At 70.1% G+C, this 20,681-nt stretch carries 16 protein-coding genes; 4 read left to right on the top strand and 12 right to left on the bottom strand.

Going from position 1 to position 20,681, the window contains the following annotated elements; translation table 11 throughout:
* The first annotated feature begins 77 nt into the window (after positions 1-77).
* Entirely contained in the window at positions 78-866 is a 789-nt protein-coding gene (locus QSJ59_RS19755) for an RDD family protein (RefSeq protein WP_285761197.1), read from the top strand.
* A 60-nt stretch (positions 867-926) separates the two neighbouring features.
* Here the strand turns inward: QSJ59_RS19755 and ahcY (QSJ59_RS19750) are convergent, their stop codons facing one another.
* Both ahcY (QSJ59_RS19750) and ahcY (QSJ59_RS19745) read right to left on the bottom strand, forming a co-directional pair.
* Positions 927-2,189 carry an adenosylhomocysteinase gene (gene ahcY / locus QSJ59_RS19750; RefSeq protein ID WP_285761196.1) on the bottom strand — a complete coding sequence of 421 codons (1,263 nt, stop codon included), beginning with the start codon at positions 2,187-2,189 and terminating at the stop codon, positions 927-929.
* Between the two features lie 8 nt (positions 2,190-2,197).
* A complete protein-coding gene (gene ahcY, locus QSJ59_RS19745) occupies positions 2,198-3,634 on the bottom strand; it encodes an adenosylhomocysteinase (protein WP_285761195.1) in 1,437 nt (478 codons plus the stop codon).
* A gap of 105 nt (positions 3,635-3,739) precedes the next feature.
* Here ahcY (QSJ59_RS19745) and QSJ59_RS19740 point away from each other — a divergent pair, with 105 nt between their 5' ends.
* A complete protein-coding gene (locus tag QSJ59_RS19740) occupies positions 3,740-4,120 on the top strand; it encodes a MerR family transcriptional regulator (RefSeq protein ID WP_285761194.1) in 381 nt (126 codons plus the stop codon).
* A gap of 47 nt (positions 4,121-4,167) precedes the next feature.
* Here QSJ59_RS19740 and QSJ59_RS19735 read toward each other — a convergent pair whose 3' ends face one another.
* The gene (locus tag QSJ59_RS19735; protein WP_285761274.1) at positions 4,168-5,442 is read right to left on the bottom strand and encodes a hypothetical protein; all 1,275 of its coding nucleotides are present in this window, start codon (positions 5,440-5,442) and stop codon (positions 4,168-4,170) included.
* A gap of 356 nt (positions 5,443-5,798) precedes the next feature.
* Here QSJ59_RS19735 and QSJ59_RS19730 point away from each other — a divergent pair, with 356 nt between their 5' ends.
* Positions 5,799-7,856 (top strand): acyltransferase family protein, encoded by a 2,058-nt coding sequence (locus tag QSJ59_RS19730; RefSeq protein ID WP_285761193.1) that lies wholly within the window; start codon positions 5,799-5,801, stop codon positions 7,854-7,856.
* 12 nt (positions 7,857-7,868) lie between these two features.
* On the opposite strand, the gene QSJ59_RS19725 is transcribed toward QSJ59_RS19730, so the two are convergent.
* From QSJ59_RS19725 to QSJ59_RS19705, 5 genes are all read right to left on the bottom strand, one after another.
* Positions 7,869-9,125 (bottom strand): serine/threonine-protein kinase, encoded by a 1,257-nt coding sequence (locus QSJ59_RS19725; RefSeq protein WP_285761192.1) that lies wholly within the window; start codon positions 9,123-9,125, stop codon positions 7,869-7,871.
* 30 nt (positions 9,126-9,155) lie between these two features.
* Positions 9,156-10,265 carry an SIS domain-containing protein gene (locus QSJ59_RS19720; RefSeq protein ID WP_285761191.1) on the bottom strand — a complete coding sequence of 370 codons (1,110 nt, stop codon included), beginning with the start codon at positions 10,263-10,265 and terminating at the stop codon, positions 9,156-9,158.
* A gap of 84 nt (positions 10,266-10,349) precedes the next feature.
* A complete protein-coding gene (locus tag QSJ59_RS19715; protein WP_285761273.1) occupies positions 10,350-10,526 on the bottom strand; it encodes a Trm112 family protein in 177 nt (58 codons plus the stop codon).
* Between the two features lie 52 nt (positions 10,527-10,578).
* Complete coding sequence (locus QSJ59_RS19710; protein ID WP_285761190.1) at positions 10,579-11,946, bottom strand: phosphomannomutase/phosphoglucomutase; 1,368 nt, start codon at positions 11,944-11,946, stop codon at positions 10,579-10,581.
* A gap of 122 nt (positions 11,947-12,068) precedes the next feature.
* Complete coding sequence (locus tag QSJ59_RS19705) at positions 12,069-12,482, bottom strand: DUF3499 domain-containing protein (RefSeq protein ID WP_285761189.1); 414 nt, start codon at positions 12,480-12,482, stop codon at positions 12,069-12,071.
* A gap of 144 nt (positions 12,483-12,626) precedes the next feature.
* Between QSJ59_RS19705 and QSJ59_RS19700 the strand changes: the two genes are divergently transcribed.
* Positions 12,627-13,061 carry a metallopeptidase family protein gene (locus tag QSJ59_RS19700; RefSeq protein WP_285761188.1) on the top strand — a complete coding sequence of 145 codons (435 nt, stop codon included), beginning with the start codon at positions 12,627-12,629 and terminating at the stop codon, positions 13,059-13,061.
* Between the two features lie 246 nt (positions 13,062-13,307).
* Here the strand turns inward: QSJ59_RS19700 and QSJ59_RS19695 are convergent, their stop codons facing one another.
* The 4 genes from QSJ59_RS19695 to QSJ59_RS19680 all read right to left on the bottom strand — a co-directional run bounded on the left by QSJ59_RS19695 (position 13,308) and on the right by QSJ59_RS19680 (position 20,395).
* A complete protein-coding gene (locus QSJ59_RS19695; RefSeq protein ID WP_285761187.1) occupies positions 13,308-14,729 on the bottom strand; it encodes a DUF5719 family protein in 1,422 nt (473 codons plus the stop codon).
* Complete coding sequence (locus tag QSJ59_RS19690; protein WP_285761186.1) at positions 14,726-17,998, bottom strand: glycosyltransferase; 3,273 nt, start codon at positions 17,996-17,998, stop codon at positions 14,726-14,728. The genes QSJ59_RS19695 and QSJ59_RS19690 overlap by 4 nt, the downstream gene beginning before the upstream one ends.
* A gap of 275 nt (positions 17,999-18,273) precedes the next feature.
* The gene (locus QSJ59_RS19685) at positions 18,274-18,561 is read right to left on the bottom strand and encodes a WhiB family transcriptional regulator (protein ID WP_285761185.1); all 288 of its coding nucleotides are present in this window, start codon (positions 18,559-18,561) and stop codon (positions 18,274-18,276) included.
* Between the two features lie 217 nt (positions 18,562-18,778).
* Positions 18,779-20,395, bottom strand: a complete 1,617-nt coding sequence (locus QSJ59_RS19680; protein WP_285761184.1) for a hypothetical protein — start codon at positions 20,393-20,395, stop codon at positions 18,779-18,781.
* Positions 20,396-20,681 lie beyond the last annotated feature (286 nt).

Raw genomic sequence — 20,681 nt, 5'->3', positions numbered from 1 at the left:
CGTACCGGGCGTCGGGCCATCAGAGCACCTGACAGACTTGGTGTGTCGGTGCGGTGTGCGAGCGATGGGAGACGACGGTGGCGAACCAGGGCGGCCAGTTCGAGCAGACCCGGTTGGTGACCGGGGACGCGGTCGTCCTCGACCTCAATCCCGCTGGGTTCGCCAGCCGGATGGTGGCACTGTGTATCGACGTCGCCCTCCAGGTGAGCGTCCTGATCGGCGCGACCCTGCTCCTGGCGCTGGTCGAGGGCGCCATCGACACGGCCATGGCCGCGGCACTGGCGGTGGCGACGATGGTGCTGGTGATCGTCGTCTACCCGGTGGCCTTCGAGACGCTGAGCCGCGGCCGGTCCCTGGGCAAGTACGCGCTGGGCCTGCGGGTCGTCAGCGAGGACGGCGGACCGGTGCGGTTCCGCCAGGCCCTGACCCGCGGGCTGACCGGGTTCGTCGAACTGTGGATGACCTTCGGCGTGGTGGCGGTGGTGGTGTCGATGCTGAACCGGGACGGCCGCCGGGTCGGGGACTTCCTGGCCGGGACCATGGTGGTCCAGGAACGGGCGGGGCGCCGCCCGAGCACAGCGATCGAGATGCCCCCGAGGATGGCCGAGTGGGCCCAGCACGCGGAACTGTCCGGACTGCCGGCCGAGACCGCGTCGATGGCGCACCAGTACGTGCTGCGCTACGACGAGCTCACCGAGGCCACCCGCTACGAGATGGGGGTCCAGGTCGCCAACACCGTCGCCAGGTACGTGGCTCCCCCGCCGCCCCAGTGGGCGAGCCCTCCGGAGTTCCTGTCCGCGGTCCTCGCCGAACGCCGCCGCCGCGAGGAGGCCCGCCGACAGCACGGTTCCTCCCAGTGGTCGTAACGCCTCGCGCACGGGCACGGTGTGAGCGGGACGAGGCCGCGACCGGCGTGCGGTGTCGGCTCAGACGCGCCAGGACCTGAGGTAGTCCTCCTGCTCGGGGGTCATCGCGTCGATCCGGATGCCCAGCGCCGCGAGCTCCAGCCGCGCGACCTCGGTGTCGATCGCGGCGGGGACCTCCACGACCCCCGGGGCGAGGTCGGCGTGGTGCTCGGCGAGCCACGCCACGGTGAGGGCCTGGACGGCGAAGGACATGTCCATCACGGCGGCCGGATGTCCCTCGGCCGCGCCGAGGTTCACGAGGCGGCCTTCCGCCAGCAGGATCAGGCGACGTCCGTCGGCGAGGACGTACTCGTCGGCCTGGGGCCGGACCTCGCGTCGGACCTCGACGGCCAGTGCTTCCAGGGCGACGAGGTCGATCTCGACGTCGAAGTGACCGGAGTTGGCCAGGATCGCCCCGTCCTTGAGCACGGCCAGGTGCTCTGCGCGGATGACGTCGCGGTTGCCGGTCACGGTGACGAACACGTCGCCGATCGTCGCGGCCTCCGCCATGGGCAGGACCGGATAGCCCTGCATGGCGGCGTCCAGCGCCTTGACCGGGTCGACCTCGGTGACGACGACGCGCGCACCCATCCCGCGGGCACGTTCGGCCAGGCCGCGTCCGCAGTAACCGAAACCGGCCACGACCAGGGTCCGTCCGGCCAGCAACGCGTTGGTGGCGCGCATGATGCCGTCGATCGTGGACTGGCCGGTGCCGTAGCGGTTGTCGAACATCCGTTTGGTGGCGGTGTCGTTGACGGCGACCATCGGGATCTTGAGTACTCCCTCGGCGCTCATCTGGCGCAACCGGATCACGCCGGTGGTGGTCTGTTCGCACCCGCCCAGGGTCTCGGCGAGCAGGTCCGGACGGTGCAGGTGTGCCAGGTTGACGAGGTCGCAGCCGTCGTCCAGGAGCAGGTGCGGACGGTACTCCAGCACCGTGGCGAGGTTGCGGTCGTAGGTGGCGGTGTCCATCCCGGAACGGGCGTGCACACCGACCCCGTACTCCATGACGAGCGCGGCGGCGGTGTCGTCCTGGGTGGACAGGGGGTTGGAGGCGGCCAGCGCCACCTCGGCCCCGCCCGCGCGCAACGCACGCAAGAGGTTGGCGGTCTCGGCGGTGACATGCATGCATGCGGCCACCCGCAGGCCTTCCAGCGGCCGGCGCTGCGCGAATCCGTCCCGGATTCGACGCAGTGCCGGCATGGAACGCTCGGCCCACTCCACCCTGCGGGCCCCGGCCGCGCTGAGGCCGGGGTCCGCGATGTCGTGCTGGGGAAGGGACATCGGGTCGGCTAGTAGCGGTAGTGGTCGGGCTTGTACGGCCCGGCGACGTCCACGCCGATGTAGCTCGCCTGCTCCTTGGTGAGCTCGGTCAGGCGTACGCCCAGTGCGTCCAGGTGCAGACGGGCCACCTTCTCGTCGAGGTGCTTGGGCAGCACGTAGACGTCGGTGGGGTACTCGCTCTGCTTGGTGAACAGCTCGATCTGGGCGATCACCTGGTTGGTGAAGCTGTTGGACATCACGAAGCTGGGGTGGCCGGTGGCGTTGCCCAGGTTGAGCAGGCGGCCCTCGGACAGCACGATGATCGAGTGGCCGTCGGGGAAGCGCCACTCGTGCACCTGCGGCTTGATCTCGATCTTCTCGATGCCGGGGATCGCGGCGAGGCCCGCCATGTCGATCTCGTTGTCGAAGTGGCCGATGTTGCCGACGATGGCCTGGTGCTTCATCCGGGCCATGTGGCCGGCCATGATGATGTTGAAGTTGCCGGTCGTGGTGACGAAGATGTCGGCGGTCTCGACGACGTCCTCGAGCGTGGCGACCTGGTAGCCGTCCATCGCCGCCTGGAGCGCGCAGATGGGGTCGATCTCGGTGACGATCACCCGGGCGCCCTGGCCGCGCAGCGACTCGGCGCTGCCCTTGCCCACGTCGCCGTAGCCGGCGATGACCGCGACCTTTCCGCCGATGAGGACGTCGGTGGCGCGGTTGATGCCGTCGACCAGGGAGTGGCGGCAGCCGTACTTGTTGTCGAACTTGCTCTTGGTGACCGAGTCGTTGACGTTGATCGCCGGGAAGAGCAGCTCGCCGTTGCGGTGCATCTCGTAGAGGCGGTGCACGCCGGTGGTGGTCTCCTCGGTGACGCCCTGGATCTGGGCGGCGACCTTCGTCCACTTGCCGGAGTCGGCGGCGATGCTGCGCTGGAGCAGCTCCAGCACGACGCGGAACTCCTCGGAGTCGGCGGTACCGGGGTCGGGGGCCGCACCGGCCTTCTCGTACTCGGCGCCCTTGTGGACGAGCATGGTGGCGTCGCCGCCGTCGTCGAGGATCATGTTCGGGCCGTCGGCGCCGGGCCAGGTGAGCGCCTGCTCGGTGCACCACCAGTACTCTTCGAGCGTCTCGCCCTTCCAGGCGAACACCGGGACGCCCTTGGGGTCCTCCGGCGTGCCGTCACGGCCGACGACGACCGCCGCGGCGGCGTGGTCCTGGGTGGAGAAGATGTTGCAGCTGACCCAGCGGACGTCGGCGCCCAGGTCCACCAGGGTCTCGATCAGGACCGCGGTCTGAATGGTCATGTGCAGGGAACCCATGATCCTGGCGCCCTGGAGCGGCTTGGAGTCACCGAACTCCGCGCGCGTTGCCATGAGGCCGGGCATCTCGTGCTCGGCGAGGCGAATCTCGTTGCGACCGAACTCCGCCAGCGACAGGTCCGCGACCTTGAAGTCGAATGCCATGCTTCTTAACTCCTCCTGTGGGTGCGTCCCGAGTCTAGAGGCGCGCGCCCCGACCGGACACGACCAAACGCGCAAAGTTGACGATGGTTTGTTAGATTCGTGGGCATGGAGCGCGATATTCCGATCTCGGCTGCTGCCGATCGGCTCGACACGACCCCCCGTATGCTGCGCTACCGGGAAGGGCTGGGCCTGCTCCCGGTGACCAAGGAACAGCCGACCGGACGCGGCCACCGGCACCGCCGGTTCACGGAGGCCGACGTGCAGACGGTGGCCGCGGGCCTGGAGCTGGAACGCTCCTACGACATCACCCCGGCGGCGCTGTCCTTCGCGTTGCGCGTGCTGGCCGAACCCGCGACCCGGGTACGGGTGCGCGCCTACGGCGAGCGGCTGGGCCGGCTGACCCCACCCCCTGCCCGGGCCCTCGACTTCGAGCAGCAGAAGGCGCTGCGTCTCCTCAAGAGCGCACCACCGCACCCGCTGCCCTGAGCCGGGCCCGGCGTGCCTGACGGCACACCGGGCCCGAACGGGGACTCTCAGGCCATGACGCTGGTCAGATGGCTGACCGCGCGGGAGACGACCTCGTCGGTCAGGTCGGCCACCGCGGGCCAGCGTTCGTCGGCGCTGTCGGTGGACAGCAGTGTCACGCAGTCCGTGGAGGCCAGGTCGAGAACGTCCTGTGACTCGTTCAGCGATTCGAGGCGGGCGTCGGCGGTGACCGCGAGTACTCCTGTGGCCGGCCCCCCGACGTCCTGGACGGTGAGCAGCAACCGCAGGGTCGTCCCTTCGGTCTCGGCGTTGAGACAGACCCACCACGAGGAACCGCCGCGCGCGAACAAGGCACGTTCGGCCGCCGAGTCCATGCGTTCCCGGTAGGGCTCGTCACCACCGAGATCCCCGGAGTCGACCCCGACCCGGGCCGCCGGATCGAGCTCGCGCAGCACCAGGGAGAGCGAGGAGGCCCGCTGGCGCAGATGGGTGAGGAGGCGCCGGTACACCGCCCTGGCCAGTGCCGTTCCCCCTGTCTCCGGAGCCGGTCGCTCCGCGGCCCAACTGAGCTCGCCGCGCAGCGCGGCGATCTCCAGGTCGGCGAACAGACCGGTCAACCGGACCAGCCGGTCCTGGTCGGCGGCACCGACCAGGGCACCGCGAAAAGCCGCGGCCGTTCGGTGGTCGGCGATCAGCGGCGGGTGGTTCGCCCGCATCAGCGCCATCGAGGCGAGCGCCCACGGCAGTGCGATACGGCCCTCCTGTCCACGGGCCGCGAACTCAGCAGTGGCCTGCTCCGGAACGATTGCGCCGGAGGATGCCTGCTGCGCCAGCGCGCCGGCGCAACACAGGTAGACCACGGCGGCACGGACGACGGGATGGGTGCACACCGAGGCGGCCTCGGCCAGGCAGCCGCCCAGCATCTCCACCGGCGGGACGTTGTCCTCCCCGCCCAGGGCGCGGGCGAGCCCTTGCAGGTACTCGGGGGTGAACCGGTGGCCGGCCAAGCAGTCGGCCGCCAGCGCCACGAGCGCCTTCTCCTCTCCGCGCAGTTGCTCGCGCAGGTCTGCGTCGAGGTCGGCCGCGTCCCACCCCTCGGCCGTCAGCGCCTCGACAGCGAGCGGAGCGGGCATGGCGTGGCCGGAGAGCGCGCGCATCTCCAGGATGTGTCTACGGAACAGTCGAACGCGGTCGTCGGCCCATTTCCGGGCCGGACGAAGTACCTGTCGTTCCGCCCAGACCTGGCGGAGGCGGTCGAGTTCGGCGAGCCGGTTTCGCACGTCAGCGGGCAACCGGTCCGGGGCGAGTTCAAGGCCACGCATGAAGTTCACGAAACTCACCGTAACCCGCGCGCACCCGGCGAAAACCTGCGATCCCCCATCCGGACAGGGCAGGCCGGATGAGCACGGGCACAGTGCGGCACTCTGTTGTGACTTTTCGCTACCGCCACGCTGTGTATGAAAACGAACCGAAAGTCCGAAGAGGTGAAATCCGCATTTTCCGCACCGATGGAGTTTTCGTCGAACAGGCCCCCACCCCTAGGCGTGGCACACGGTTCAACCTGGGTTGGCCAACGGATTAACCCGTCGTAACCGCGATAACCGACGATGTCTCGATATCGCTGACCCATCCAGCCGGCCGCTACCTCTTCCTGGCTCTTCGCAGAGACGACATCCTCATGCTCAGCAATCCCACCGCCGTCACGCCCGTCCCCGGCGCGGGGGAGCGTCCGAGCAGAGCCGTCGACGACGCCCGTCGACCCGAGATCGAGGGACTGCGCGCGGTAGCCGTGCTGCTGGTGGCCGTCTACCACGTGTGGTTCGGCCGGGTCTCGGGCGGCGTGGACGTGTTCCTGCTGATCACCGGGTTTTTGATCACCGGTTCCCTGGTGCGCTCGGTGGAGCGCACCGGCCGGATGAACACGGTCGCGTTCTGGACCCGGCTCTTGGGCAGGCTTTCCCCTGCCGTCGGAGTGACGCTGCTGGGTGTGCTGGCCGCGACCCTGGTCTTCCTTCCCGCTGACCGGTGGCGCGCCGCCCTCGCGGAGACCGTGGCCGCCGCCCTCTACTACGAGAACTGGCTCCTGGCGCTGAACTCGGTGGACTACCTCGCGCAGAACGCGCAGGCAAGCCCGGTCCAGCACTTCTGGTCACTGGCCGTACAAGGGCAGTTCTACCTGCTGTGGCCGCTGCTGGTGGCAGGCGCCGCGATACTGGCCGTACGGCTGGGATGGCCGCTGCGCCGGGTGGTGCTGGCCGCGGTCTCCGGCGTGTTCGCCGTGTCACTGGCCTACTCGGTCCGCATGACCGCCACCGACCAGCCCTGGGCGTACTTCGACACCGGTGCGCGGTTGTGGGAGTTGGCCCTTGGCGGCCTGCTGGCCGTCGTGCTTCCCCACCTGAGGCTTCCGGCGGCGATGCGCGCGGTCATGGGCTGGACGGGGCTGGTGGCCCTACTGGCCTGCGGCGCACTCGTGGAGGTGTCCACGGTCTTCCCCGGCTACGCGGCGCTGTGGCCCACCGGCGCGGCGGTCCTGGTGATCGCGGCGGGAACGACCGGGTACCGGTTCTCCGCGGACCGGCTGCTCTCGCTGCGCCCACTGCACTTCGTCGCGGGCGTCTCCTACTCCTTCTACCTGTGGCACTGGCCGGTCCTGGTCTGCTACCTGGCGGTGACCGACCGGAATTCGGCGAGCCTGCTCGGTGGAACGTGCGTCCTGGTCCTGGCCCTGTTGATGGCGGTGGCCACCAAGCGACTGGTGGAGGACCGGGCACGGGAGCTCACCCTGACCAGGCCCGCACCGACGTGGTCGCTGCTGCTGGCCGCCGGTTTCCTCCTTCCCGTGCTGACCGCGGCGGGCGGCTGGACGGCGCACCTGGACGCGCGGGATCGCGCCCAGGAGGCACTGGTCGCCGACCCGGCCAACTACCCGGGGGCCGCGGCCGGCCCGATGGGAAGCGCGCCGGACCTGCCGATCTACCCTGCTCCGGCGGACGCCGCGACCGATGTGGCGCAGACCTATGCCGACGGCTGCAACCAGGGGATCGCCGACAGCACGGTGCTGGAGTGCGTCTACGGCTCCTCGACCCCCGAGCGCACCGTGGCACTGGTGGGCGCCTCGCACGCCGCCCACTGGTTCCCCGCCCTGCTGGCCGTCGCCGAGCAGCGCGACTGGCAGGTGGTCAACCTGGTCAAGGGGGCGTGCCTGTTCACCGACGCCCCGCAGACCTACAAGAAGGCCGCGTACACCTCGTGCGCGCAGTGGAACGCCTCGGTCATGGACCGCCTCGCCGAACTGCGACCGGACGCGGTGTTCACCACCGCCACGACCACCAGTCTCGACACCGGCGCCGGCTTCGGGTCGGAGACGGTCGTCCAGGGCTACCTTGACCGCTGGGCGGAACTGGAGGCACTGGGCATCGCGGTCATCGGGGTACGCGACACCCCGCGGCTGGACGTCAACGTGCCCGAGTGCGTGGCTGCGAAGGGCCCGTCGGGATGTGTGGGGGACGCCGCGAACTCGATGGCCGAGCAGTCCCCCTTGGAGGAACTGAGCGGGGTTCCCGGCAACGTCGCCCTCATCGACCTCACCGATTCGCTGTGCCGCTCCGGCCGCTGCCCCACGGTGATCGGCAACGTCCTCGTCTACTGGGACAACGCGCACTTCACCGCGACGTTCTCGCGTACCCTGGCGCCCGTGCTGGGCGCCGAGCTGGACCGCGTCACCGACTGGTGAGGACGCCTGCGCCTACTGGATCGCGGCCAGCAGCAGGAGCAGCATCAACACGATGATCACGATGAGCACCGCCGGGATCACCCAGCCCTGCGACAGCACGGGGTCGTCGACGGGCTGGTTCTGCTGGAAGTTCTGTTTGGCCGGCACGCCCTGGGGCGGGGGCATCCGGTTGTAGATGGTGTTGGGGCCGGTCGCCGGCGGCCGGGCCACCCCCGGGGGCAGGCCGCCGGTCATGTTGGGGTGCTGGGGCTGCTGGTGGTGCGGCCTGGGGGTGAAGCCCCCGCTGACATGCTGCGGACCGGACTGGGGCCGGGCAGCGGGACCGCCCTGGTTGGGGAAGGGCGTCTGCGGACCGGTGCGCGGCGGGGCCAGGTAGGCCGCGGCGTTGGGTCCGCTGCCCGTGTTGTGCTGGGCGACCTGCTCCCCCTCGGCGACCACCTGCTCCGTGGACGCCTCGGCCTCGTCGTGGCCGAGCAGGCGCATGAGGAGCCGCTGGGCGCTGGGGCGCTTGTCGGGGTCCTTGTCGAGGCAGTCTTCGACGATGCCACGGATCTCGGCGGGAACGCCGTCGATGCTGGGCGGAGCGCTCACGACCCGGTGCACGACAGCGGGAACGCTGTCCGCTCCGAAGGGTGCGCTGCCGGTGGAGGCGAACGCGATCACGCAGCCCCAGGCGAAGACGTCGACCTTGTCGGTGATGTTCTTGCCCGCGATCTGCTCGGGCGCCATGTAGGAGGGGGTGCCCACGATCGAGTTGGTCATGGTGGCGGTGCTGTCGGAGACCCGGGCGATACCGAAGTCGATCACCCGGGGGCCGTCGGGGCCGAGGAGCACGTTGCCGGGCTTGAAGTCGCGGTGCACGATGCCCGCCTTGTGGATCGCGACCAGCGCAGTGGCGGTGGACACCGCGAGCCGTTGCAGGGAAGCGCCCTTGCGCGGCCCCTCCGTGGACACCGCTTCCTGGAGGTCGGGCCCCGGCACGTACTCGCTGACCACGTAGGGCGGCTCGGCTTCGAGGTTGGCCTCGTGGACGGCAGCGGTGCAGAAGGAGGCGACCTTCTGCGCCGCGCGGACCTCCTTCTCGAAGCGCTTGCGGAGGTCGGTGTCCTGGGCCCACTGGTCGTTGAGGACCTTGATGGCGTACTCGTCGCCCGAGGAGTCGTGCCCGAGGTAGACGATTCCCTGGCCACCCCGCCCGAGACGGCCGACAACGCTGTAGTCGCCGAACGAGGTGGGGTCGCTCGGCAGCAGCGATTCGGGACCGGGCATCGATCTCCTCCAGAACGGTCGTGGACGGCGCTATCGCACGACCAGAGTATTTGTCAGCGGTTCCACGGCATATGCCACGGCCAGATACAGACTGGCGTAATCGGTTAGAGCGATCAAACCAGCCAAACGTTCCATTGGTCCGGCCCCCTTCGCGGCGATCTCCGTCACCGCGGCCCCCGCGCCGAGGGCACTGAGCCGCGCACCGTCCAGCGCGGCTGCGTCCTGAGGCGCGGCGTGGTCGTCCTTCAGCAGGACCACCCGCGGCCGGAGTCCGGCCCCGGTCTCGGGGTCGTCGAAGATGCTGCGCTCGCCGGCCGGGAACAAGGGGCCCGACAGGGTCGCGGCCTGCGTCTCGACGGCGCCCGGGGTACCGGCGGCCAGCGCGGGATAACGCGCGTCGGCGGCCAACTGGGATGCGAAGCGTCGGGCCGCCAGGGCGGTGACCGGTGAGGTTCCCCAGATCACCGGCAACGAGCCGGCGAGTTCCAGCGCCAGGACCTTGGCGGGGTTGGTGGAGGTGTCGACCCCCGGGGCGCAACGGTGCGCGGCGTCCTCCAACGCGACCGCGGTGGCCTCGTAGCCGTCCTCGGGCACGGTGCGCAGCCCCGCCGTGCCCACCGCGGTGAGCAGCGCGGTGGCGACCGCCCACAACAGCGTGCGCGGCTCCCCCGACAACGGGACGGCCGCATAAGGGGCGCGGACCTGCTCCGCGGGACCGGCGAGAGGACCTCCGGGAACACCGACGGCGAGGAGGCGGCAGCCTCGGCGAGCCGCCTCGACCACCACGGCCACGGCACCGGCGTCGTCCTGTCCGGAAGCGACCGCGACCACGACCACGAGGTCGTAGGCGCCGACCCAACCGGGCAGCCTTGTTCCCTCCACGGTGGTCACCGGTACCGGCAGCCCCGTGCCCAACAGGACCTCCAGGACGTCACCACTGAACGCGGTGATCCCGGTTCCCACGATGACGACGGAACGCGGTCGCCCCTCCTGGGCGAGAACGTCCAGACCTGCTTCCAGTACGGCCGACCTGGACCGGCGCACCTGGGCAGCCCCCGTGGCGGCCTGGCGCAACAGCCCTCCAGGATCGAGGCGGGGGTCGGTCGCGACGTCGTCGAGCCGGTACTCCTCGAATTCCACTGGCTTCTTTCCTCGTGTTTCACGGCGGGGACGGGGCCCCGGGTGCTCATCGGTGTGCCCCGGGTGCCCGTCGTTATGCCGGTGCTAGCCGATCTGGCGTGCCTCGTCGACCAGCAGCACCGGAATGCCGTCCCGGATCGGGTAGGCAAGGCCGCTCTCGTCGCAGACGAGTTCGCCGGCTTCAGCGTCCAACCGAAGCGGGGCCTTGCTCTTGGGGCAGGCCAGAATGTCCAGCAGCCACTCGTCGATCTTGGTGGTCATGTCCTCGGTCACTTCCTCGATGGTGGTCGATGGGGAGCGGGTACGGCGCGGTCTAGGCCCGGACGATGGCCAGGACCTCGTCGCGCAGCCGTGCCATCGCCGCGTGGTCGGGGCCCTCCGCGTTGAGCCGCAGCAGCGGTTCGGTGTTGGAGGCCCGCAGGTTGAACCACGAACCGTCGGAGAGGGTCACTGTGAGGCCGTCGAGGTGGTCCACCGAGGCGACGTCCTGGCGGTCGGCGTAGGCGGCCTCGACGGCAGCTGCGCGCTCGGCCTGGTCGGCGACCTCGGAGTTGATCTCACCGGAGTCCGCGTAACGAGCGTACTCCGCGGTGATCTGCGACAGCGCCCGCTCGTCGGTGCCCAGCACCCGCAGCACGTGCATCGCGGCGAGCATGCCGGTGTCGGCCTTCCAGAAGTCCCGGAAGTAGTAGTGCGCCGAGTGCTCGCCGCCGAAGATGGCACCGGTCTCGGCCATGGTGGCCTTGATGAAGGAGTGGCCGACCCTGGTGCGCACCGGGACACCGCCGTGCTCGCGCACGACCTCGGCGACCGCGGAAGAGGTGATCAGGTTATGGATGATCGTGGCGCCCGGGTCCTTGGCGAGCTCCTGGACCGCGACCAGCGCGGTGATCGCCGAGGGCGAGACCGGTTCCCCGCGCTCGTCCACCACGAAGCAGCGGTCGGCGTCGCCGTCGAAGGCCAGCCCCAGGTCGGCGCCGCTCTCGCGCACCCTCGCCTGGAGGTCCACGATGTTGGCGGCGTCCATGGGGTTGGCCGGGTGGTTGGGGAAGGTGCCGTCCAGCTCGAAGAACAGCGGCAGGATCTCCAGCGGCAGTGCCTTGAGGATCTGGTCGCCCAGCACCGCGGGCACGGTGTAGCCCCCCATTCCGTTGCCGGCGTCCACGACGACCTTGAGGGGGCGGATGCCGGACAGGTCCACCAGGGAACGCAGGTGAGCGGCGTAGTCGGCGAGCATGTCGCGCTCGGTGACGGTTCCGACGGGACCGTCGTGGGCGGGGACTCCCTGCTCGGCGAGGCGCCGGATGTCGTCGAGGCCGGTGTCGGAGCTGATCGGCGCCGCACCCGCCCGGCACATCTTGATCCCGTTGTACTGGGCCGGGTTGTGGCTGGCGGTGAACATGGCGCCGGGAATGCCGAGGCTTCCGGAGGCGAAGTAGAGCAGGTCGGTCGAGCCGAGTCCGGCCATGACGACGTTCACCCCCTGCGTGGTGACGCCCTCGGCGAAAGCCTCGGCCAGTTCCGGCGAGGAGGGACGCATGTCGTGGGCGATGACGATCTGCTCGCCACCCACTGTCCGGGCGAAAGCCGCTCCGATCGAACGGGCGATGCCGGCGTCGAAGGTGTCCGGGATTACTCCACGGATGTCGTATGCCTTGAAGATCTGACCGAGGTCACCCACAGCAGCTCCGGATGTGTCGATGTGCGCCCGTTGAAGAGTCCGCGGACCGCGGTCGGTCCACGGAGACAAACGTACAAGACCCGGATGACGGCAGCCGTGCGCTCCGAGCGGCGGCACCGGGTTCAGGCGTCGCGGGACGGCCTGTGGACCGACGGTCGGGGACGCTCTTCCGGGCGCGGCGGATCGGATTTGACGACACGCAGGTGGCCGCGGCGGTTGGTCTCGACCCCCTGACCGGTGGGGGCGGGCGGCCTGATCGCGGGCGGGCGGCCCGCCTCGCGCACGGCGTTGGCCAGGGCTTCGAGATCATCGCTGCCCGGACCACCGCTGGTGTTGTCGGCCGGCAGGCGGACGACCTCCCAGCCGCGCGGGGCGGTGAGCCGGTCGGCATGCATCGCGCACAGGTCGTAGCAGTGCGGTTCGACGTAGGCGGCGAGCGGGCCGAGCACCGCGGTGGAGTCAGCGTAGACATAGGTAAGCGTGAAGACGGCTGGCTGCCTGCACGCTGTGCGTGAGCAGCGTCGGACAACGCTCACGAGGACAGACGGTATCCCTTTCCGGGCCGCTGCGCTAGCTTCTACGCCCCTCCCGTGCCGGTTGTGCACGCTCCGGGATGGATCAGACACGTCGATGCCTCCCCGGGGCTGCGCTTTGGTGTGTCGATGGCATAGTCTCGATATGTGCGACGACTGCACCTTTCCCACACCGAGGCCGGACGAGTTCGGCGCAGAGACCGCCGCGGACGTGGTGTGCGCGGCCCACTGACACAACCCGAACTCCCGATCACCAGAACCCGCGCCCAGGTCTTCGACGACCTCGTCCTGGACGCCGTCGAACGGCTCGAACGCGTTTGGGCCCGGGAACTCGCCAACGTCGAGTTCCTTGTCGAGGACGTCCCGCGTGTGCCGCCCGGCGTCACCTCGGAGGACGGTATACCGTTCTCCCGCTTGGAGGCGTCCGCGTCCGGACAGGCCCGGATCATCGTCTACCGACGCCCCGTCGAGATCCGCACGAAGGAACCCGAGGAGATGGCACTGCTCGTCTACGACACCGTTGTCGAGGAAGTGGCCAACCTCTTGGGCCTGGAACCGGAGACGGTCGACCCCGAGGCGTGACCCCCCTCGCCCGGGCGCGGGGCCCGAACTACCGCGATCAGGCAGCGGGTGCACCGTACTGCTCGACCATGGGGCCGCCCGGCGTTGTTCGCTCGAAGGACCGACGCCGGGTGACCGGATCGGGCCGCGCCCTTCCACCGATCGGCACCGCGCGCCCGCGACGGGTCGCGGTGCCGAGCCATGGAGCCGGGCGTCCTCCCCGAACCCGGGACACCGCTCCGGACGGCCGTTTCACCCCCGGGCGGGTCAGGGCACGATGCTCGTGAGGCTGTCCGCGACCCTGGGCAACGGAACCTCGGACGGGGCGGGCGGGAGCGGCAGGATACTCAGGGATCCGTCATGGGCGAGACTGCGGGCGGCATGGACCGGACCGCCTTCGAGGGCCTCGACGACCCAGGTGGTACCGCCCCCGGTGGGGTCGAGCTCCGGTTCGACGGTGGTCGCCGCTTCCACGGTCAGGACCACCGGCTCCCCGGCGACCCCGTCCTTGTCGATCGGGGTGAGGCGTACCACTGCGGCCTCCTGCGGAGCCCCCAGCAGCAGTGAGGTCGTCCCCTTGCCCGTTGCCGGGGCGACGGCCCGGGCGTTGGGGCCGCTCTCCAACGGATCGACGGCACTGGAGTAGGCGACGTCATCGCCCCCGGACCGTTCCACCGCGATCCCTGCGACCACCGGCCGATCGCTCTCCACCACCACGGTGGCCGGCCGCTTGTCCAACGGCCCCTCCAGGCTCAACCGGGCCGACGCCGCCGGAGGCACGTCCAGCGACGTCAACGACTCGTCCTCGACGACGCCGTCCGGGGTGGTCAGCCGGACCTTCACCGTCGCCGGGTCATCACCGGGGGCGGTCACGATCAGACGCTTGTTGCCTCCCCCGCCTACGACACCCGGGATGACGTGCCGGGTGGCGGGCTCGGCGGTGGCGGGCACCCAGGCGGCCCCGCCCTTGCTTCCTTCGGCGAAGAGCGCCGCGGCGACCCGACCGGAGTTGGTGCGTACGTGCACCGCGACCGCGCCGGTGGTCTCCACCAGCGGCATGAGGGACAGCTCCAGGTCGTCGGCGGGGCCGATCTGGACACCGCGGGTCTCGGGAGCGAACGCGGGCCCGTCCGTGGCGAACAGGTCGACGTTGACCGTTGCGGCGCTGGCGTCGGCGTTGGACAGGTGCAGCCGCAGTTCGTCGAGGTCCCTGCCCCCAGGCGCGACGAACCAGGTGCTCAGCGAGGGTTCCACGCAGCGGACCTCGGTGACGGCGGAGCCACCCGTGCTGGTCTGGGTCACCTCAAGCCCTGCCGCAAGCACACCGTCGGCGCGCACGAGGGTCCCGGACGCGTCTTCGTCGTCGGCCGCGACATCGGTGGACGACCACGGCACTCCGGCCTCCAGCAGCGGCTCGGTGGGCTCCGCGCCGGGCCGGTTGGGCGCCGCACCGAGGCTGCCCGCCTCGTCGGAGCCCTCGGCACCGGGCGCGAAGGCTGCCACCTGGGTGGCACCGCTTCCCTGGGGAGGCGGACAGACCCGCAGCGCCGACTCCACCCTCGTGAGCACGGGGGCGGCATCGGCGGGGGCCACGACGTTGAGCGACAAGTGGGCCGCACCGAACAGCGCCGCCAACGCGACCATGACGAGGCCGAGCAGCGCGAAACGGTTCTCGACGATCAATCTCACGTGGAGCTCCCTCGCTGTCGGGCGCGGCGTCCGCCGCGGTGGCCGCGGCCATGGGTGCGGCGGGGGGCCTCTGCTGCCTCGTCGTTCTCGGTCTGCTCCGCGGAGGTGTCCTTGGCGGGACGGCGGCGGGCACGCGGTCGACGCGGACGGGGGGTGGACTGGGCGGCCTGCTCGCGCAGGTCGTCCTCGGTGCGCGCGCCGGGCAGCGCGAGCACGAGGACGACGAGGACGAGGAGTCCTTGGACGAGCAGCCATACCTGGCGGGCGATCCCGACCCGGGTGATCTCCAACCGCCCCCCGGCATCGGACAGCTCGAACTCCTGCATTCCGAACTCGTTGGCGGAGCCCTTGAGTTCGACGCCGTCCACGGTCGCTCTCCAACCGCCGTCAGCGGGTTCGGCGAGCACCAGGCGGCTTCCCTGCTGCCCGCCGGGGACGGTGGTGGAGACGTTCACCGGGCCGGACTGTAGAACGGTCGCCCCGCTGTCACCGTCACCGTCGGTGGCGGTGAGCAGGCGCAGCCGTCCGGTCTCGGCGGTGAGCCGCCACAGCGCGAAGTCGTCGCCGAGTTGGAGCCGGCGCACCCCGGGCAGCGCGTCCACCGTGTCGACCAGCGTGAGGTCGGTGGTCGTCCCGACCTCCGGGGAGGCGACGAGCACGAAGCGGATCCCGAACTCCGACAGCAGGTCGGCACCGTCACCGCCCCGGCCTGCGACGAGCGCGGCCACCACTTCGTCGAGCTGGGCGCTGGAGGCCGGGTCCGCGGGGATCTGGGGTTCACCCAACCGGGGCTCGCGACCGCGCAGGACACTGTAGGTGACGGTCCGATCCTCGGCCGGGGTGATCACCAGGGTGCGGGGCTGGGTGCCGTCATCGCTGTAGGAGGCGAGGAACGGTGGGACGGAGGGCGGCGCGTCGCCGCTGAGCGGCCCCTGTACTCCGTTCCACATCCAGACCCCGGCCGAGGCGATCGGCGTGGCCAGGGCGAGGGCCGCCACTCCCCCGGCGAAGAGCCGGCGGGTCCCGCCCAACGACCACAGGTCGCCGAAGGACTGCGCTGCGGTGGCCGCGGACAGCAGCATCGCGGTGGCCGCGAAGGCCAGGGCGACACCGGGCCAGGCGGTGGCATCCTGGGTGCTGTAGGGCAGGGTGATGGTGATACGGCTGAGCACGATGGCGATCAGGATGCCGAACAGCGCGATGCACCAGCCGACTGCGACCAGCATCCGGCGCCGGCGCAGCAGCAGCGCGCACAGTGCGGCAGCGACGAAGCCCCCGGTGATCCAGATCGGCGGCAGACCCGGGCCTCCGGGGGAGAGCAGCAGCAGGGCTTCCGCCGAGATCCGGGGATCGGCGATGTCGGCCCGGTTGAGGCCGGCCTCCAGCAGCCACAACGAGGGGTGCGCGAACAGGTCGAGGGTCCACGGCAGCAGGAGCACCAGCGGCACGGCCAGGACGATGCCCAGGCTCGCGTAGAGCCGTCGGCCGACGTGGCCGAAGGTGATCGCGATCAGCACCGCGGTGACCAGGGCGAGTATCCACACCAGTGGGACGAAGGCCGTCGCGAGCGCCAGCAGCAGGGCAAGGGCCCAGGCGGCGCGGCGCGACCGGCGCGGCGGGCGGGTGAGGATGTTGGTCGCCAGAAGCCCCAGGACCGGGAACAGTGCGTGCACCAGGGCGGTACCCAGGCGGCCTTGGGCGACGGCGCCGGTGGCCACCGGCAGCAGGGCGTAGGAGGCCGCCATCCACAGTTGGGCCGGCGGGTAGTTGAGGACGCGGCGGGCCAACAGGTAGGCGGTGAGCCCGGCGAGCGGTACGCAGCCCAACAGGATGACGGTGACCGCGAGCCAGGGCTTTCCCAGGGCGATGGTGGACAGCAGGGCGAGGATGCCGATGTAGGGCGGGGCGATGGCGTCGGAGCCGATCCCGACGTCGTGCCAGGTGGCGGTATACATCGCCCAGAGATCGGCGGCTCCGCCGTTGACCGGTGGCAGCGCGCCGCCGGCGAGCGTGCCGCCCAGCAGGAGGGACCGCTCGGCAACCAGGGCGATCACGGTGAGGCCGACGACCAGGAGGACGCCGGGGTGGGTGATCGCGCGCCGCAGCAGACCGGAGTCGTCGCGGAGCGGATCGTCGTCCGTGCCGGGTGCGACGGTGACGGCCTGGTGACGTCCCGCCGTGTCCAATGCCTCGGTGTCGCCGCCCAGCAGGTTGGCGACGGCGTCGGTGAACTGGCGCATGGCAACGCCGTGCGCCAGGTAGGGCTGGATGGCGCTGTAGGTGCGCCGTCGCCCCTTGCGGCGTCTGGCCCGGGCCATCATGAGCCGGAACGGCATCACGAAGAACACCGACGTGATGGCCAGTGCCTCGTCCAGGGCGTTGGCGGGCTGCTTGGCGACGATGTAGGTCAGAACGCGCAGCGCCGACCCGAAGGAGTTGCGCAGCAACGCGAACAGCATCGCCCCGAACGGCAAGTTGGCGAGCAGGACGTAGAGGGCGTTGCGGCGGTCGACGCGGCGCGGGTGGTCGACGGTCGCGTTGATGCGGCGGCGCCGGCGGGCGGCGGCCTCCGCGTGGTAGGCGACGGCGTCGGTGACGATGCGGACCCGATGGCCCGCTCCGCCCACCCGCCAGCAGAAGTCGATGTCGTCACGGAACAGGCGCAGCGCCGGGTCGAAGCCGTTGAGGTCCTCCCAGACGTCACGACGCACCAGCATCCCGGCACTGGAGACCGCCAGGACCTGGCGGTTTCCATCGTGCTGGCCGTGGTCGAACTCGCGGGGCTCCAGACCGGTCTCGCGACGTCCAGCACCGTCGATGGTGACGCCGACCTCGATGAGCCGCCGACGGTCGAACCAGTCCCGGAGCTTGGGTCCGAGGACGGCGGCGCGCGGGTCGTCGGCGGCTGCGAGCAGGAGTCGCTGCAGCGTCTCGGGCTCGGGCGTGCAGTCGTCGTGGATCAGCCAGACCCACTCGACGGCGTCCTTGGAGGAGGGGAACTCGGTTCGGGAGCGCGGATGGTCCAGCGCGGCCTGCACGGCTTCGCCGTAACCGGCGGCGCGGTCCATCCGGATGATCGACTCGGGCGCGATGAACTCGGCCAGGATCTTGTTGCTTCGATCGCGGCTTCCGTTGTCCACTCCGACGACACGCTGTACCGGGCGCGTCTGGGAGCGCACCGCCTCCAGGGTCTCGGGCAACCAACGGGCACCGTCATGGGTGACCACTACGGCCGTGACGATGTGGCGTGTGGGGTCCAGGGGTAGCACTGCTGGTGTTCGCCTCGAAGTAGCAGGGAGAGAGGACACAAACGGTCATTGCGGGCAGACCACTAACGGCTGATCACGATACGCCAGTCCGGGAGCGGCCATGGTGGTCGCCGTCGTTTTGGGCCCATCGGGACACCTCCCACCCCCTCCGACCGGTCACTCAGCGTGCTGTTCGCACACCAGGCGCACCCGATCAAGGATGGCAAAGAGAAGATAAAAAAGACGTGCGCCCTGGACAAAGCTCCCAGGGCACACGCCTACGCACTGACGACCCGTTACAGCATGTCAATCAGAAAATCGAAATCCTGTCCGGCGGCTTTCTTCAACCTCCGGCGCTCTCGTTCGGAGAGTCCCCCCCAGATACCGAACCGCTCATCATGCTCAAGCGCGTATTCCAGGCACTCCGTACGTACCTCGCACGAGTGGCAGACCTTCTTGGCCTCCCGCGTCGATCCGCCCTTCTCGGGAAAGAACGCCTCGGGATCGGTCTGCGCGCACAAGGCACGCTCTTGCCAGCCCAGATCTTCATCCGAACCGTGCGTCAGCGGGATAACCTCGCTCACGCGCACCTCCTATTGCCCCCCTAGATGTACCTTCCCATTCGGCCCCCGGGAAGGTGGAATCACACCTTGAAATTACACGCGCGCGTCTTGCTATACGTCAAGCGCGTTGCGTGGTAATCCCCTGAATATCATGTAACGAACAGTCACTTCGCTTCGCGGTGACCGGATCCAGCGGATTACCACGCCCTATTCGCGGTGTTCTGGGAGCCTGCGGGCGTCAGCGGGGGTCGCCGTCGCGATACGACCCCTTCCAGTGGTCATCCCCTTCGGAACCAGGGCGTCGCTGCTGGTCAGAAGGGTAATTGTCACCATAGGCGCTCGGGGCCTCCGAACCCCGCCCCGGGTACGCACTCGCCCCGTAGGACCCCTGCTGTCCCGATTCGGACCTCGCTGAGGCTTCAGGACCGTTCTGGTCGTCGGAACGGAAAAATGCGTCCAACGGCGTGTCGCGGCGCTGGTTGGCGGCCGGTTGGTCGGTGGGCGGCTGGTCGGAGATCGGGGTCTGCTGGTACCAGCCGTGCTGGATGGCGTCCTGGGCGGCCCGCTCGACCGAGCGGTCGTCCGCCCCAGGGTAGGAACCGGCCGGCGGCGGACCGGGGACCGCGTCCTGCACGATCGTGGCGTCGGCATCTCCGTACGCACCCTGGCCCGTGTCGTAGCCGGGGTAAGCGGGCTTCTGGTCGCCGTATCCGGCAGAAGGGGCCTGCTCACCGTATCCGGGCTGCGCCGACGGCTGGTCCCCGTACCCCGGCTGGGCCGGCTGCTGATAGGCGTCGTACGACTGCTGCTGGCCGTAACCGGCGGGCTGGCCACCGCTCTGGCTGTAGCCGCCGGTCTGGTCGGGGCCGTAGGCCTGCTGGGCACCGGTCTGGGGGTAGCCCCCCTGCTGCTGCTCCCCGTACCCCTGCTGGCCGTAACCGCTCGGCGGCTGCTGCCCCGCACCATAGGCCGGCTGAGCACCACTGGGCTGCGCATACCCCGGCTGCTGGGGCTGCTGGTACTGCTCCCCGTACCCCGGCTGGGCCGGCTGCTGGTAGGGGTCATAGGGCTGCTGCTGGGCGTAGCCGCCGGTCTGGTCGGGGCCGTAGGCCTGCTGGGCACCGGTCTGGGGGTAGCCCCCCTGCTGCTGCTCCCCGTACCCCTGCTGGCCGTAACCGCTCGGCGGCTGCTGCCCCGCACCATAGGCCGGCTGAGCACCACTGGGCTGCGCATACCCCGGCTGCTGGGGCTGCTGGTACTGCTCCCCGTACCCCGGCTGGGCCGGCTGCTGCTGCGGTGCCACCGGGTACCCCTGACCGGTCAGGTTGGGGTTCTGCGGGGCGAAGGACTGCTGGGCCCCCGTGGCGGGATAGGCGGCCGGGGGCTGCATCGGGACACCGGGGTGAGCGGCCGGAGCGTTGCGCGGGACCAGGTCGGTGTCGCCGAAGACCCGGAACACGAACAGGCCCACGACGGCCAGGAACGCCAGGTAGCCGGCCATCAGGAAGAAGTGGCCAACGCCATCGGCGAAGTTCGCGGAGGCGATGAACCCCATGATCAACGAGATGAATCCGAACACCGCCCCTGCTCCCAGCAGGATCATGGCGGTCAGCACGATCTGGAAGGTGCGCGGCGACCTGGTCGGCGCGGTGACGGCGAGCAGCACCCCGCCCAGGAGCAGGGCGACCGTCACCGGGTTCGCGAAGTGGTTGCGGCCGATGTCGCGCATCACCCAGGTGGCGTCGTAATCGGCACCGAATATGGAGACGAGCGCACCGAGCATGATCGCGCCCGCGGCGCCGATCAGCGCCCAGGCTGCGGGCTCGCGCAACCGCTGGATGGCTTCGTTGTTCAAGAGGTTCCCCTCCGCTGCTGCTTCTCTGTCGCGTCGGTGGAAGCTTTGCATATCGTTGGTTTCTTAACTGAATCGGACAAGATCCGATAGGAGAAATGGCCAAAAATTGCGAATCAGCAATCCAAGCCAATGGGTCTGCACAGGTTCGACCGACACGCGCAACAGCCGCGCGGCTCGGCCAGGGCACGCATTGATGGGCCTGCGCCGCCTCGCGCGGATCCGGTCTTCGGCGCAGACGCGACGCCCCGAGCACCGGGGCGCGCTTCTCAGCCACCCCGTCACCGTG

The organism is Nocardiopsis ansamitocini, from assembly GCF_030268225.1.
In the GTDB taxonomy this organism is placed as follows: Bacteria; Actinomycetota; Actinomycetes; order Streptosporangiales; family Streptosporangiaceae; genus Nocardiopsis_D; species Nocardiopsis_D ansamitocini.
This window is presented reverse-complemented; position numbering and strand designations above follow the sequence as displayed.

Bases quoted from the DNA above. Each gene is read 5' to 3' on its own strand.
- ahcY (WP_285761195.1), bottom strand. From the start codon at position 3,634: ATGGCATTCGACTTCAAGGTCGCGGACCTGTCGCTGGCGGAGTTCGGT.
- QSJ59_RS19730 (WP_285761193.1), top strand. From the start codon at position 5,799: ATGCTCAGCAATCCCACCGCCGTCACGCCCGTCCCCGGCGCGGGGGAG.
- QSJ59_RS19725 (WP_285761192.1), bottom strand. From the start codon at position 9,125: ATGCCCGGTCCCGAATCGCTGCTGCCGAGCGACCCCACCTCGTTCGGC.
- ahcY (WP_285761196.1), bottom strand. From the start codon at position 2,189: ATGTCCCTTCCCCAGCACGACATCGCGGACCCCGGCCTCAGCGCGGCC.
- QSJ59_RS19735 (WP_285761274.1), bottom strand. From the start codon at position 5,442: ATGCGTGGCCTTGAACTCGCCCCGGACCGGTTGCCCGCTGACGTGCGA.
- QSJ59_RS19740 (WP_285761194.1), top strand. From the start codon at position 3,740: ATGGAGCGCGATATTCCGATCTCGGCTGCTGCCGATCGGCTCGACACG.
- QSJ59_RS19715 (WP_285761273.1), bottom strand. From the start codon at position 10,526: ATGACCACCAAGATCGACGAGTGGCTGCTGGACATTCTGGCCTGCCCC.